Here is a 15,158-nt window from a genome sequence, read left to right as displayed (position 1 = left end):
AACAAAAAGTTTGAGATGGAGATGAGCATATGACGGGGATTCTTGACTCGGTGAATCAGCGTACGCAACTCGTCGGTCAGAACCGATTGGAATTATTGACCTTTCGACTGATGGGCCGACAGCGCTACGGCATTAACGTATTCAAAGTGAAAGAAGTACTACAGTGCCCTAAGCTGACTTCAATGCCAAATCTACACCCTCTGGTTAAAGGTATCGCTCATATCCGCGGCCATACCGTGTCCGTTATTGATTTGAGCCTGGCAATTGGTGGCCGCCCAACCACTGATTTAGATAAATGTTTTGTTGTTATTGCAGAATTTAACCGTACGATCCAAGCATTTTTGGTATCATCGGTTGAGCGTATTATCAATATGCATTGGGAAGCGATTTTGCCACCGCCAGACGGCGCAGGTAAAGCGCACTACTTGACTGCCGTGACAAACATTGACAATGAGCTGGTTGAAATCCTTGACGTTGAAAAAATCCTGGCAGAAATTGCGCCAGTTGATGAAACGATGGATTCCGCTATTGGCGAAGAAATCGCACAAGCAGAGCAAGAAAAGCCTATTGTACGCCGCATACTGATTGCTGATGACTCGACGGTCGCGCGTAAACAGGTAGAGCGTGCGATTACATCCATCGGTTTTGAGGTCGTATCTGTCAAAGACGGCAAAGAAGCGTACAATAAGTTGATTGAAATGGCTCAAGAAGGCAATATCTACGATCAAATTTCGTTGGTTATTTCCGATATTGAAATGCCAGAAATGGACGGCTATACCTTAACGGCTGAAATTCGCAGACATGCCGATTTGAAAGACCTTTATGTTATCCTCCATTCTTCATTAAGTGGTGTATTCAACCAAGCTATGGTTGAGCGTGTAGGTGCCAACACCTTCATTGCGAAATTTAACCCAGATGAGTTGGGTAACGCGGTTAAATCTGCATTAACACAATAAAAGAGACATTAATGACTGCTATTACAATCAGTGATCAAGAGTATCGTGACTTTAGCCGTTTTCTAGAATCGCAATGTGGCATCGTGTTAGGTGATAGCAAGCAATACCTCGTGCGTAGCCGACTGAGTCCTTTAGTGACGAAGTTTAAGCTCGCATCGTTATCAGATTTGCTACGTGATGTTGTTACAGGGCGTAATCGAGAATTACGAGTCGCCGCTGTGGATGCGATGACGACTAACGAAACCTTGTGGTTTCGAGATACTTATCCGTTCACGGTTTTAGCTGACAAATTATTGCCAGAAGTAGCGGCAAGTAAGCGCCCAATTAAGATCTGGTCTGCTGCCAGTTCATCGGGCCAAGAACCGTATTCTATTGCAATGACGATCCTGGAAACGCAACAGCGCAAGCCGGGCTTGTTACCAAACGTGTCCATTACAGCCACAGATATTTCGGCAAGTATGCTCGAGATGTGTCGTGCAGGGGTGTACGACAACTTGGCTTTGGGTCGCGGGCTTTCACCAGAACGTCGTCGCACCTTCTTTGAAAATGCGGACGGTGGTCGCATGAAAGTCAAAGATAACGTCAAGCGTTTGGTGAACTTTCGTCCACAAAACTTGATGGACAGTTACGCACTGATGGGTAAGTTCGACATCATTTTCTGTCGTAACGTATTGATTTACTTTTCTCCAGAAATGAAATCTAAAGTGCTTAACCAAATGGCGAGCAGTTTAAACCCTGGTGGCTACTTGCTGTTAGGGGCATCAGAGTCGCTAACTGGTCTGACTGATAAATTTGAAATGGTGCGCTGTAATCCGGGCATCATTTACAAGCTTAAATAGCGGTATCTCTTCATTGATAGAAAAGCCTGACTTCGTGTCAGGCTTTTTTGTTTGTTACCTTTCTGCGCCGAGCGCTTCATGTATCACTCAATTAGTTGAAGCGCGTTTTTGCCTTGTGCCCTCAACACGGTGTATCTTTATTAAGTGAGCAAAGTGATACGACATGACATTCCAGTTACTTTGGCTCACTTATTGCTATTTCAATTCACGGTAACCACTAGGTTGGTGTAATGCTTTAGGTTTTGGCATGCTAATTGCTTTTTGGTTATCAATCACGGTCAGTTCTTAATTGTAGAGGCAAACATGGCTATATCTTTTGACAATGCACTAGGCATCCACCAGCACACGGTGGGCGTACGTGAGCGCAATGCAGAGGTGATTTCCACCAACATCGCACAAGCAAACACGCCTGGTTACAAAGCAAGAGGTTTAGACTTTGCGAAGGAATTGCAAGCGGCAACATCTGGGGCAAGCATTGGTCTTAGTCGCACAGATGGTCGGCATATTCCTGCCACTACAACGTTGGTTGGGGACAAGTTATATCGTCTTCCTACGCAACCAGATACGGGAGATGGCAACACGGTAGACTTGGATTTAGAGCGTAACTTGTTTATGCAAAACCAAATCAGACACCAAGCATCACTCGACTTTCTAGGCAGCAAATTCAAGAACTTAACCAAAGCAATCAAAGGGGAATAATTTAGATGAGCTTATTTAACGTTTTCAATGTGACAGGTTCCGCAATGAGCGCTGAATCCGTTCGTCTGAATACTACCTCAAGCAACTTGGCGAACGCCGACAGTGTCAGCAGCTCTGCGAAAGACACTTACAAAGCGCGTCATGCCGTGTTTGGTGCTGAGTTAAGTAACGCCATGCGTGGCGGTGATACGGTGCCAGTGAAAGTGATGGGTATTGTAGAAAGTGATAAACCGCTGAGTGCGGAGTACAACCCAGACCATCCCCTTGCAAACGAAGAAGGCTACATTTACAAGCCTAACGTCAATGTAATGGAAGAAATGGCAAACATGATCTCAGCTTCTCGTGCATACCAAACTAATGTACAGGTCGCTGATTCTAGTAAACAAATGCTGCTGCGTACGCTGCAGATGGGTCAATAAGGATAAGGGGGTAGCGTATGGCCGGAATTAACAACGTTGGTCAAAGCGGCTTGTCCTATATCGACCAGCTTAAAAGTCTACAAGAGAGTAACAAGAAAGCGGAAGAGAGCACGGGTAAGCAGGACCTAAAACAGGAAGACTTCTTATCATTGCTCACGAAGCAACTGTCTCAGCAAGACCCTTTTAAGCCGGTAAGTAATGACCAGATGATTGCGCAAATGGCTTCATTTGCGACCGTTGATGGCATTGGCAAGATGAACACTCAGTTTGAGAGTTTGAATTCGTCAATGACATCAAATCAAGCGTTACAAGCTTCCTCTTTGGTAGGGCGTGACGTATTGGTCCCAGGAGCAGCAGGTGTGAAGCAGGACGACGCACCAATGGCGGCAATGGTTAAGCTTTCACAATCTATCGATAATCTGTTTGTTCGTGTAGAGGATGAAGCTGGCCAACTGGTTCGTACCTTTGAGGTAGGGGCGAAACCAGCCGGCGACACGCGTGTGCTTTGGGACGGTAAAGATGAAAGCGGAAATCCACTGCCAGCTGGCAAATACAAAGTGAAAGCGTCTGGCTTAGTTGAAGGGGAGTCGCAAGAGTTCCCAGTATCGACATACGCCAACGTAAACAGCGTATTGCTTGGCAAAGGTGACGGAAACGTATTACTCAATCTGGCTGGTTTTGAATCGCCAGTTCGACTTGCAGAAGTATTGGAAGTCGGCAAAGCGTAGTCATAGCTCGCTAGATTAGGAGATTTTGGAATGTCATATGTATCTTTAAGCGGTTTGTCCGCCGCCCAACTGGATTTGAACACCACCAGTAACAACATTGCGAACGCCAACACTTACGGCTTTAAAGAGTCCCGTGCTGAGTTTGCTGATGTCTACTCTAACTCTTTATTTACTAACGCAAAAACCACACCGGGTGGTGGTGCGCAAGCAAGCCAAGTGGCACAGCAGTTCCATGAAGGCTCTAGCATTTACACCAACAACCCAATGGATTTGCGTGTTTCGGGGACAGGTTTTTTCGCTGTAGCGAAAGAGCGTCTAACTCCACAACAGAATGAACTGACACGTAATGGTGCATTTCACTTAAATAAAGAAAACTACATGGTGACCGCGAACGATGAGTTCTTATTAGGTTACCAAGTGGACCCAAGCTCTGGTGAGGTTTCTTCATACGAGCCACAACCCATCAATATTCCTGCTGAATTTGGTAAGCCAAAACAAACAGCAAACATTGAAGTGGGTGTGAACTTGCCAGCGAACGGCGATTTGAAAGATCCAACGCAGTTTGATTTTTCAGACCCAGATACATACAACCGTTCAACCTCTTCGACAATTTATGACTCGATGGGTCAGTCTTACAAGCTAACGACGTATTACTTGAAAGATCAGACTCAGCCAAATACATGGAACACTTACTACACCGTGACAGATAAAGAAGGTGAAAAGCCTTTAAATGTTGCGGCTGGTGATGCGCAAACGCCAACAGGTCATGTGGGGCATACCATGAAGTTCAACAACGATGGTACGTTGGCGAGCTTGAACAATGGTCAGCCAATCACTTCTGTGGCTCTGGGCGATCCGGCGACGAACACGACACCAGTCGATATGAATGGTGCCGATCCTGCGCAGACGCTTAACTTCGGCTTAGGCTCAGCAACACAGTTTGCGGCTCCGTTCGAACTGACTAAGTTTGACGAAGACGGTGCAACGACGGGCTTCCTAACCAAAGTTGACTTCGATGAAAACGGCAGCGTATTGGGAACTTACTCAAACGGTGAAAACGTTACATTGGGTCGTGTTGCTCTCGTACGTGTTCCAAACGAGCAAGGTCTGGATAAGAAAGGCGGCACTCAATGGGATTCAACGCAGTTCTCTGGTGACAAGATCTGGGGTGAATCAAATAAAGGCTCTTTCGGCACCATCAATAACGGTATGCTGGAACAGTCAAACATTGATATGACGCAGGAGTTGGTGGACCTGATCTCTGCTCAGCGTAACTTCCAAGCAAACTCACGTTCGCTAGAAGTACACAACCAACTACAACAGAATATCTTACAGATCCGCTAGAGCACTAGCTGGGTCATTCGATACTCTGCTTGAGTAAGCAATGGCGTGTGATTGCTTCTTAGTAATTGCCGCTTTGTTCATTTTCATCATGACATTCATCTGATGCTTAGCCTGAATACACCTCACTCAGGCTAAGCATGCTTTGATCTACGATTTGCCGCTGTTGCCGCCGTATGGATCAAAACCTTGCCTCTCGTTACAGTTTTCTGCCTCTATTGACCTCTTTTCATTGTTGATTTTTAATTCAAAGTATTGATTAATAAGTCTATTTTTGTTTTGGCATAACTATTGCTTTTTACTCCGTGTACAGAGAGATTTTTTGGAGTAATTTATGGATCGCGCACTGTTTCTCGCAATGAGTGGCGCCAAGCAAAATATGCAGGCACTACAATTGCGCGCTAATAACTTGGCTAACGTAAGCACGACCGGATTTCGGGCTGATTTAGCACAGGCTCGCTCAATGCAGGCTTATGGTGAAGGCCATCCTTCACGTGTATTCAGCATGACAGAGCGTCCAGGGCATAACTTTGCTCAAGGTAGCGTGATTACAACAGGGCGTGATCTGGATGTGACGATTGAAGGCAGCGGTTGGATATCGGTACTCGATCATACAGGGAAAGAAGGGTTGACCCGTAACGGCAACCTAAAAGTCGATCAAAATGGCATGCTTACCAACGCAAGTGGTCATTTGGTGCTGGGTGAAAACGACGCGCCGATTACTTTGCCTATCCCTCTCTCCAAAATTGAAATCGGTCGGGATGGCACCATCTCTGTACTTCCTCAAGGTGCCCCGGCAGAAGAATTCCAAGCGGTTGATCGCATTAAGCTTGTTAAGCCTAATGATCAAAGCTTGTTTAAAGACACCAATGGCTTATTTCGCCATAAAACTCCAAACCAACCTTACGAAGCAGACGCGACTGTTAGCCTCCAGACGGGAGCGATAGAAGGCAGTAACGTGAATGCCGTAGGTGAAATGACCGCATTGATTGACTTACAACGTCAGTTTGAAATGCAAGTCAAGATGATGAGCACAGCTGAAGAAATGGATAAATCTTCAGATTCACTGCTTCGTATGAGTTAACAGAGTTAGAGGTTCACTATGCATCCAGCACTATGGGTAAGTAAAACAGGTCTAGACGCCCAACAAACCAACATTGCCACGATTTCGAACAACTTGGCGAACGCCTCTACTGTCGGCTACAAAAAGAGCCGTGCAGTATTCGAAGATCTGTTCTATCAGAACATCAACCAGCCTGGCGGCCAGTCATCTCAGAACACGGAACTGCCAAGTGGCTTGATGCTAGGTGCGGGTTCTAAAGTGGTTGCGACGCAAAAAGTGCACACGCACGGCAATGCACAGACAACGACCAACGCACTGGACATGATGGTGGAAGGCGACGGCTTTTTTCAAGTGACATTGCCGGACGGCAACATCGGTTATACCCGTAACGGTCAGTTCACGCTAAATGGTGAAGGCACGTTAGTCACGTCGGGTTCTGGCTACCCTGTAGAGCCTGAAATTGTGATTCCAGAAGATGCGATTTCTATTACTGTCGGTACGGATGGTGAAGTGTCGGTTCGCGTCCGAGGGCAGCAAGACAACCAAGTCGTTGGTCAGTTAACCATTACAGATTTTGTTAACCCGGGTGGCCTAGAGCCAATTGGTCAGAACCTTTACTTACCAACGGGTGCCAGTGGCGATCCACAAGAGGGTGTTCCAGGTTTGGACGGTTTGGGTGAAATTCGTCAATCCATGCTGGAAGCGTCCAACGTGAATGTAACGGAAGAGTTGGTCAACATGATCGAAGCCCAGCGCGTTTACGAAATGAACTCAAAAGTGATCTCGTCAGTCGATAAAATGATGAGCTTCGTTAACCAGCAATTGTAACGATTAAGAGCAAGATTTGAGGAGCTCACGATGAAACGTATTTGCCTACTCGCTTTGATTGCTACGATGTCGGGCTGTGCCATGTTGGAACCGATTGAAACGGATGAAGTGACACAAGCAACCACTGTGGTCGACGCAGTAGAAGGCGATAAATCGAAAGAAGAGAGCAGCGGTATTGTAGATACTTTACGTGGTAGAAGTGATCCGGTTGCTGGCGACCCTGCTTGGGCTCCAATTCATCCGAAAAACAAGCCTGAGCATTACGCTGCTGCAACAGGTTCGTTGTTTAGCGCCGAGCACATTACCGACCTATACGACGATTCTAAACCACGTGGTATTGGCGACATTATTACCGTAACACTGGATGAGACAACCAGTGCGACGAAAAGCGCAAATGCCGATTTATCGAAAACCAATGAAGCGCAAATGGACCCGCTTCAAGTGGGCGGAGAAGAGCTGCAAATTGGCGGAAAATATAATTTCTCTTATGACTTAAACAACTCCAACTCATTTGCAGGTGACTCTTCTGCAAAGCAGAGCAACAGCATCAGTGGTTACATCACTGTTGAGGTGATCGAAGTACTGGCAAACGGCAACCTCGTGATCCGCGGTGAGAAGTGGATGACGCTAAATACGGGTGATGAGTACATACGTTTAAGTGGCACTATTCGTCCGGATGATATTAATTTCGACAACACCATTGCATCAAATCGCGTTTCTAACGCAAGAATTCAGTACTCTGGCACTGGTTTGCAACAAGATATGCAAGAGCCAGGCTTCTTGGCACGATTCTTTAATGTAGCGCTATAACACGCCGTGCTGACGGCAATTTGACTGCAAGAGATAAGTAAGCATGAAAAAACTCCTTTTAGTACTGATGAGCGTTGCTCTGTTTTCTACCGTAGCCCAAGCCGCACGTATCAAAGACGTCGCGCAAGTGGCAGGTGTACGAAGCAACCAACTCGTGGGTTATGGTTTGGTTTCAGGCTTACCTGGTACGGGTGAAGCGAACCCGTTTACAGAGCAAAGTTTCGCCGCCATGCTGCAAAACTTCGGCATTCAGATGCCGCCGGGCACAAAGCCAAAAATTAAAAACGTTGCCGCAGTCATGGTTACGGCCGAATTGCCGCCTTTCTCTAAACCGGGTCAGCAAGTGGACGTGACTGTCTCTTCCATCGGAAGTGCTAAAAGTTTGCGTGGTGGCACCTTGCTGCAAACGTTCCTCAAAGGTCTCGACGGTCAAGTTTACGCGGTTGCTCAAGGTAACTTAGTAGTGAGCGGCTTCAGTGCTGAAGGTGCTGACGGTTCAAAAATCGTAGGTAACAATCCAACCGTTGGTCTTATCTCTAGTGGTGCGACAGTAGAGCGCGAAATTCCAAACCCATTTGGTCGTGGCGATTACATCACGTTCAACTTGCTTGAGTCAGACTTCACAACGGCTCAACGTATGGCGGATGCGGTAAACAACTTCCTTGGCCCACAAATGGCGAGCGCTGTTGACGCGACATCAGTGCGCGTGCGTGCTCCTCGTGACGTCAGCCAGCGTGTTGCGTTCTTATCGGCAATCGAAAACCTAGAGTTCGACCCAGCAGATGGTGCAGCCAAAATCATCGTTAACTCACGAACGGGCACCATCGTAGTTGGTAAGCATGTGCGTCTTAAACCTGCAGCAGTAACGCATGGCGGCATGACGGTTGCGATCAAAGAAAACCTGAATGTTAGCCAACCTAACGGCTTTTCTGGTGGGCAAACCGTTGTCGTACCAGACTCGGATATCGAAGTCAGCGAAGAGCAGGGCAAGATGTTTAAGTTTGAGCCAGGCTTAACGTTGGATGATTTGGTCCGTGCAGTGAATCAAGTCGGCGCAGCGCCGTCGGATTTGATGGCTATCTTGCAAGCATTGAAACAAGCTGGTGCCATTGAAGGCCAGTTGATCATCATTTAATGGTTAGGAGGTAGGTATAATGAACAATCCTAACGACATTGGTTTTATTCATGACATCAGTTCGCTGGATACCTTGCGTCAAAAAGCAGTGAAGGAAGGTAAAGATGGCGAGCAAGAAGCACTGCGTGCAGCAGCTCGTCAGTTCGAATCTATTTTCACCTCCATGATGTTGAAATCCATGCGAGAAGCCAATGAGGGCTTTGAGTCCAACATGATGAACAGCCAAAACGAGAAGTTCTATCGACAAATGTTGGATGAACAGATGGCGAGTGAATTGAGTTCGTCTGGTTCAATGGGACTGGCCGATATGATTGTTAAGCAATTAACGGCTGGGCAAGGGAACGACAAAAAAGAAACGGCTATGCGTGATGCGGCAAACAATGCTGCGGAATATCGTCGTGTTGACCCGAAAAAAGCGCGCGAGATTGAACAGCGCTTGATTGAGTCTGGTCAGCTATCTCGACCAAGCAATGAACCCACTCGATTCGATTCACCAGAATCCTTTGTTAACTCGATGAAGCCATACGCGGAGAAAGCTGCGAAAGCCTTAGGTGTCGAGCCATCTCTGCTACTTGCGCAAGCCGCTTTGGAAACGGGGTGGGGACAAAAGGTCGTGAAGAACGCGCGTGGCAGCAGCAACAACTTATTTAATATCAAAGCAGATCGAAGCTGGCAGGGTGACAAAGTGACGACTCAAACTTTAGAGTTCCACGATAACACGCCAGTGAAAGAGACGGCAGCGTTTCGCTCCTACTCAAGTTACGAAGACAGCTTTAATGACTTTGTACGATTTTTGAATGACAACCCACGTTACGAGACAGCATTGCAGAAACGCGGGAATTCAGAGTTGTTTATTCGCGGTATCCACAGTGCGGGTTACGCGACCGATCCGAATTACGCAGATAAAGTCCTGCAGGTGAAGGATAAAATCGAAAGTATGTAATGTCTCTGCGACAATTTATGACGTTCTCGAAGGCTTGCCATAGTGCAAGCCTTCACTTTATCTGAACATCTACGCCTTTCTATCACTTGGCACATCTTTTGCTTTTAATGTGTCTAGGTGATCGGTTTTGCCGATTTATATTTCGTTTTCGGGGGCATGTATGGCGTCAGATCTTCTGAATGTAGGTACTCAAAGTGTGCTTACTGCTCAGAGACAATTAAACACCACTGGTCATAACATTTCTAATGTTAATACAGAGGGTTATAGCCGTCAGTCTGTTATCCAAGGCACGAATGATCCGCGCATGTTTGGTGGTTCTACCTACGGCATGGGTGTGCATGTGGAAAATGTTCGCCGCTCGTGGGATCAGTTTGCCGTGAATGAACTGAACCTGTCGTCGACCAACAATGCCAACAAAACGGATACCCAAGACAATCTTGATATGCTCTCTAGCATGTTGAGTTCAGTGGCATCGAAGAAAATTCCCGAGAACCTGAATGAGTGGTTCGATGCGGTAAAAACCATGGCAGATACCCCGAACGATTTAGGGGCACGAAAAGTGGTATTGGAAAAGGCGAAAATCTTCTCTGATACATTAAATGATTTCCACGAAACCGTTCGACTGCAATCTGATGTCACCAATAAAAAATTGGATATGGGCATTGAGCGCGTTAACCAACTTGCGTTGGAAATTCGCGATATTCATCGACTGATGATGCGCACCCCTGGCCCACATAATGACCTGATGGATCAGCATGAAAAGCTGGTTACTGAGCTGTCAGAGTACACCAAAGTTACCGTAACCCCACGCAAAAATGCGGAAGGGTTTAATGTTCATATCGGCAATGGACACACTCTTGTTTCTGGCACGGAAGCAAGCCAGCTCAAAATGATCGATGGCTATCCGGATGTTCATCAAAGACGATTAGCAATGGTGGAAGGGAATGGCATTAAAGCGATCAAGTCTGATGATATGGATGGCAAAATCGGCGCTTTACTTGAAATGCGCGACAAACACATCCCACAACTGCAAGATGAAATGGGCCGTTTAGCGACGGGTTTTTCCTACAAAATTAATCAGCTGCAATCTCAAGGTCTGGATCTCAACGGTAAGATAGGTAAAGACGTATTTACCGACGCGAACTCTGAGCTGGTAGCAAAATCTCGAGTTTTTGCTGCGCCTGACTCCCAAGCTGATGTTGCGGTTTACATTGAGGATATTTCCGAGATCAAAGGTGGTGAATATTCGCTGCGTTATGATGGCGATCAATACAGCGTGACAACACCGAAAGGTGAGCAAATGTCGTTGAACATCGACCGTTCGGATTCGTCATTTGTTCTGGATGGTATGAAAGTGCAAATTGGTGAAGGCCTTGCCGCCGGTGAGCGCGTATTGCTCCGCCCAACGAGAAGTGGTGCAGCCATCATAAAGATGGAAACCAATGACGCAAAAGCTATTGCCGCACAAAGTTATGAAGCCTCAACCACTTTTGCACAAGGTAACGCCAAGTTTAAAATTCGTGAGGCGGGGGATGTTAAAGAGTTTGAGGTTACCGTACAACCAGCCGACGAGAAGCATGATAAGCCGTGGTTAAAGATCACGGATAACAAGGGTAATTTACTATCGGACAAATACTCATACCCGTTAGATAAAGATAACCCGATGATTGAAATCTCAGTGCCGAAAAGCCATCCGCTGTATAAAAACGGCGATGCAACCGTGTTTGAGTTGAGCGAAGGCGCTCTGATGAATGATAAATTCACCGCAAACTTGGTGCCTTCTGAAGGTGGTAACGGCAACTTGAGAAAAATGCAGAAGATCCAAACAGACAAGATGATGGATGGAAAATCCAGTACCTTGATCGATGTTTATCATAACCTCAATACTGAAGTTGGACTGAAATCTTCTACAGCAAACCGTTTAGCCTCTGTCGCTCGTTTAGAGCATGAAGCGGCGCAAGAGCGCGTTGCTTCTATTTCTGGTGTTAACCTCGATGAAGAAGCGGCCAACATGATGAAGTTTCAACAAGCGTACATGGCTTCATCACGTGTGATGCAAGCGGCGAATGATACCTTCAATACCATTTTACAACTGAGGTAAGGAGAAGAGATAAGTGCTAACCCGAATTTCTAGTTTCCATAACTATCAGTCCGTACAAAATGATCTGCGTCGTCAAGAGAATAAGGTTCACCACAACCAAGAGCAGCTTGCTTCAGGGAAAAAGTTACTGAAACCTAGTGACGACCCCCTCGCTGCGCATTACATCCAAAACATTAGTCAGCAACAAGAACAGCTACAACAATATCTTAGCTCGATAGTGTTGGTGCGTAATCGTCTAGAAAACCACGAAGTTAATATCGCCAATGCGGAGAATTTTGCCGACGAGTCGAAGCGCTTAACGATGGAGATGATTAACGGTGCGTTTTCTGCGGAAGACCGACAAGCAAAGAAGCGTGAGCTAGAAGAGATTGCGAACAACTTCCTTAACTTGGTGAACTCGCAAGATGAATCTGGTAACTACGTGTTTGCTGGCACTAAGCCAAAAAGCCAACCATTTTATCGCGATAAAGACGGTAGCGTGCAATACGCTGGGGACGATTATCAGCGCAAAATGAAAGTCTCCAGCATGCTTGAGATGCCAATGAACGATCCTGGCAGCAAGCTGTTTATGGAGATACCAAACCCATTTGGCGACTATCAGCCGAATTACGATCTACAAAATGGCTCTGAGCTGTTGCTAAACAAAGCTACTAACGTTGACGCTAAGGATGATGCGGCGTATCGCGTGACATTTGTCGATATGAATAACGGCAAATTTGGTTACCAATTAGAGCGTAACGGCAAAGTAGTGGATGCCGATGAGTTTTCTCCAGAGAAAGGGATTGAATACAAAGGCCTGAAAGTGCACGTAAAAGGCCAAATTACGCCTGGTGACAGCATTGAGATCGAAAAGCGGGCAGAGTTCAGCATTTTCGATACCTTCAAGGATGCAATGGCATGGTCAGACAAATCGGTTTCGGATACGTCGGCGACCGCCAAATTGCACCAAATGACAGAAGAATTCCACGCTGCTTTTATCCATTTGAATAAAGCGCGTACAGATGCCGGTGCTCGATTGAGTACGCTGGATATCCAAGAGCAAAATCATGAAGACTTTAATTTGTCTCTGGCAAAAGCGAAGAGCAACTTTGAGGATTTGGATTACTCCAAAGCCGTGATCGAGTTCAGTGAAAACTCGCGAGCGTTACAGGCATCGCAACAAGCATTCGGTAAGACCAAAGATCTAACGTTGTTTAACTACATCTAGTATGGCACTCATACACATTGTCTGATTTTGATGCCTTATGTGCAAAGCCTTAAGCGCGATAAGTCGACGTAACCTGAGAGTCTGAGATGTCATGCGGCACGATTTTACCCAAAGCGGCAATGATGCGGGAGGCAAGTCGGGCGGCAACAGGGCAGCGTTCAATACCCTTGGGCTAAGATGAGTCTGACAAACCGGAAATAGCTTAATGATAAAGCTAACTTATTGTTTATTTGATTCTTTTATAAGTGGTTAAATAATTTACGAAAGTTGGCACACAAATTGTATTGAAAATATCAGAACAGATTTAGAGATTCTAAACCCTGCGTTTAAGGCAGATTTAGCAAGTAACTTTTACGGTCAGTGCTTATCCAAATGAGAGTAAAGCTGGCCGCTTCGCAAAAGCTTGCGAACTCAACAGGAGAGCAAAATGGCTGTAACAGTTAGTACTAACGTCTCCGCGATGACCGCGCAGCGTTACCTAAACAAAGCGACTGATGAATTAAACACGTCGATGGAGCGCTTATCTTCAGGACATAAGATTAACAGTGCAAAAGATGATGCGGCAGGTCTACAGATCTCCAACCGCTTAACTGCACAGTCTCGTGGCCTAGATGTCGCAATGCGTAACGCGAACGATGGTATCTCGATTGCACAAACCGCTGAAGGTGCGATGAATGAGGCAACCTCTGTCATGCAACGAATGCGTGACCTTGCGATTCAATCATCGAACGGTACTAACTCTCCGGCTGAGCGTCAGGCGATCAACGAAGAGTCAATGGCATTGATTGACGAGCTAAACCGTATTGCAGAAACCACTTCATTTGGTGGTCGTCGGCTATTGAACGGCTCATTCGGTGAAGCAGCATTCCAGATTGGTGCGAGCTCAGGAGAAGCCATGATCATGGGACTCACCAGCATTCGTGCGGACGATACTCGCATGGGCGGTGTGACCTTCTTATCTGAAAATGGTAAAGATAAAAACTGGAGCGTTGACCCAGCTAAATCTGACTTGAAGATCACGCTACCAGGTATGGGTGAAGACGAAGACGGCAATGTTGATGATCTAGAAATCAACATTAATGCCAAAGCGGGCGACGACATCGAAGAGCTTGCCACTTACATTAATGGTCAGTCTGATATGATTAATGCGTCTGTAAGTGAAGATGGCAAGTTGCAAGTTTTTGTCGCGCATCCAAACGTTCAGGGCGAGATTTCCATTTCTGGTGGATTAGCATCTGAGCTTGGCCTGAGTGATGAACCTATCAGAACGTCAGTACAAGATATTGATATGACCACGGTACAAGGTTCTCAAAACGCGATTTCTGTGCTGGATTCGGCACTGAAATACGTGGACTCGCAACGTGCAGACTTAGGTGCGAAGCAAAACCGTTTGAGTCACAGCATCAACAACTTGGCGAATATCCAAGAAAACGTTGACGCATCGAACAGCCGAATTAAAGATACAGATTTTGCGAAAGAAACCACGCAAATGACCAAAGCACAAATTTTGCAACAAGCAGGTACATCGATTCTTGCTCAAGCGAAACAGTTGCCAAACTCTGCAATGTCACTATTGCAGTAGTTTACTTAGCCTGTACTCAATACATTCAGACGTGGATGGGAATGCAGGCTTTTGGCAAGCAACTTTACAATAGAATGAGCGGCTCTCTCATCTCTCACCTGCCAATCATTTTCAATGTAAAGTTGCACTCGGTATGCCGGAAATGTGTTCATTTCTCTTGATCTCCACATAGGCTCTGGCGACCAACCTAGCCCCAGTTCTCTCAAAGGAAAAGGGGCTTTTTCTTTTCTAGTTTTCACGTCTATCGTCTGCGAACTTACCTTTAATTGTTTCCTTTTGCTGGTTTTCTATACAATTTAGCCCTCTCGGCTCGATTTGTGGAAACTTGAGCACTTTTTCTTACTTTTCTTCAATTTTATTAGCTAAATCTCGCAATGTTATTTTTTTAAACTTTTTTCTAAAGCTTCTGAATTTGGTGTCGTTAATAGAGGTAACTTTGAGAGAACTACTTGGTTTTCCGAGACGTCGGAAACCGCTACACCGGAAAATCAATTGGAGAAATCACCA

The 15,158-nt window shown here is 46.0% G+C and carries 14 protein-coding genes; all 14 read left to right on the top strand.

What is annotated here, in order from left to right; translation table 11 throughout:
• Nucleotides 1-29: 29 nt before the first annotated feature.
• Complete coding sequence (locus R7Q41_RS15555; RefSeq protein ID WP_005382022.1) at nucleotides 30-956, top strand: chemotaxis protein CheV; 927 nt, start codon at nucleotides 30-32, stop codon at nucleotides 954-956.
• 11 nt (nucleotides 957-967) lie between these two features.
• Nucleotides 968-1,795, top strand: a complete 828-nt coding sequence (locus R7Q41_RS15550; protein ID WP_005382024.1) for a CheR family methyltransferase — start codon at nucleotides 968-970, stop codon at nucleotides 1,793-1,795.
• Between the two features lie 303 nt (nucleotides 1,796-2,098).
• Nucleotides 2,099-2,494, top strand: a complete 396-nt coding sequence (gene flgB, locus R7Q41_RS15545; protein WP_005382026.1) for a flagellar basal body rod protein FlgB — start codon at nucleotides 2,099-2,101, stop codon at nucleotides 2,492-2,494.
• A 5-nt stretch (nucleotides 2,495-2,499) separates the two neighbouring features.
• A complete protein-coding gene (flgC, locus tag R7Q41_RS15540) occupies nucleotides 2,500-2,913 on the top strand; it encodes a flagellar basal body rod protein FlgC (protein ID WP_005393132.1) in 414 nt (137 codons plus the stop codon).
• A gap of 17 nt (nucleotides 2,914-2,930) precedes the next feature.
• On the top strand, nucleotides 2,931-3,641 hold the full coding sequence (gene flgD, locus R7Q41_RS15535; RefSeq protein WP_005382029.1) for a flagellar hook assembly protein FlgD: 711 nt from the start codon (nucleotides 2,931-2,933) through the stop codon (nucleotides 3,639-3,641).
• Nucleotides 3,642-3,671: 30 nt separating this feature from the next.
• Nucleotides 3,672-4,985 (top strand): flagellar hook protein FlgE, encoded by a 1,314-nt coding sequence (flgE, locus tag R7Q41_RS15530; RefSeq protein ID WP_005382030.1) that lies wholly within the window; start codon nucleotides 3,672-3,674, stop codon nucleotides 4,983-4,985.
• 331 nt (nucleotides 4,986-5,316) lie between these two features.
• A complete protein-coding gene (gene flgF, locus R7Q41_RS15525) occupies nucleotides 5,317-6,066 on the top strand; it encodes a flagellar basal-body rod protein FlgF (RefSeq protein ID WP_005382031.1) in 750 nt (249 codons plus the stop codon).
• Nucleotides 6,067-6,084: 18 nt separating this feature from the next.
• Complete coding sequence (gene flgG / locus R7Q41_RS15520; RefSeq protein WP_005382032.1) at nucleotides 6,085-6,873, top strand: flagellar basal-body rod protein FlgG; 789 nt, start codon at nucleotides 6,085-6,087, stop codon at nucleotides 6,871-6,873.
• Nucleotides 6,874-6,903: 30 nt separating this feature from the next.
• The gene (flgH, locus tag R7Q41_RS15515; protein WP_005382033.1) at nucleotides 6,904-7,683 is read left to right on the top strand and encodes a flagellar basal body L-ring protein FlgH; all 780 of its coding nucleotides are present in this window, start codon (nucleotides 6,904-6,906) and stop codon (nucleotides 7,681-7,683) included.
• A 43-nt stretch (nucleotides 7,684-7,726) separates the two neighbouring features.
• On the top strand, nucleotides 7,727-8,818 hold the full coding sequence (locus R7Q41_RS15510; protein ID WP_005393118.1) for a flagellar basal body P-ring protein FlgI: 1,092 nt from the start codon (nucleotides 7,727-7,729) through the stop codon (nucleotides 8,816-8,818).
• 16 nt (nucleotides 8,819-8,834) lie between these two features.
• Nucleotides 8,835-9,761, top strand: coding sequence for a flagellar assembly peptidoglycan hydrolase FlgJ (gene flgJ, locus R7Q41_RS15505; protein WP_115385802.1), 927 nt, complete (start codon nucleotides 8,835-8,837; stop codon nucleotides 9,759-9,761).
• 160 nt (nucleotides 9,762-9,921) lie between these two features.
• Entirely contained in the window at nucleotides 9,922-11,862 is a 1,941-nt protein-coding gene (flgK, locus tag R7Q41_RS15500) for a flagellar hook-associated protein FlgK (protein WP_250654269.1), read from the top strand.
• Between the two features lie 13 nt (nucleotides 11,863-11,875).
• Nucleotides 11,876-13,069 carry a flagellar hook-associated protein FlgL gene (flgL, locus tag R7Q41_RS15495; protein WP_005382037.1) on the top strand — a complete coding sequence of 398 codons (1,194 nt, stop codon included), beginning with the start codon at nucleotides 11,876-11,878 and terminating at the stop codon, nucleotides 13,067-13,069.
• Nucleotides 13,070-13,496: 427 nt separating this feature from the next.
• Nucleotides 13,497-14,651, top strand: a complete 1,155-nt coding sequence (locus R7Q41_RS15490) for a flagellin (protein ID WP_005382038.1) — start codon at nucleotides 13,497-13,499, stop codon at nucleotides 14,649-14,651.
• Nucleotides 14,652-15,158: the final 507 nt, after the last annotated feature.

This window comes from Vibrio sp. 2096 (genome assembly GCF_033339595.1).
GTDB lineage: Bacteria > Pseudomonadota > Gammaproteobacteria > Enterobacterales > Vibrionaceae > Vibrio > Vibrio alginolyticus.
The sequence above is the reverse complement of the archived record's forward strand: the minus strand, read 5'-3'. Positions and strand labels throughout refer to the sequence as shown.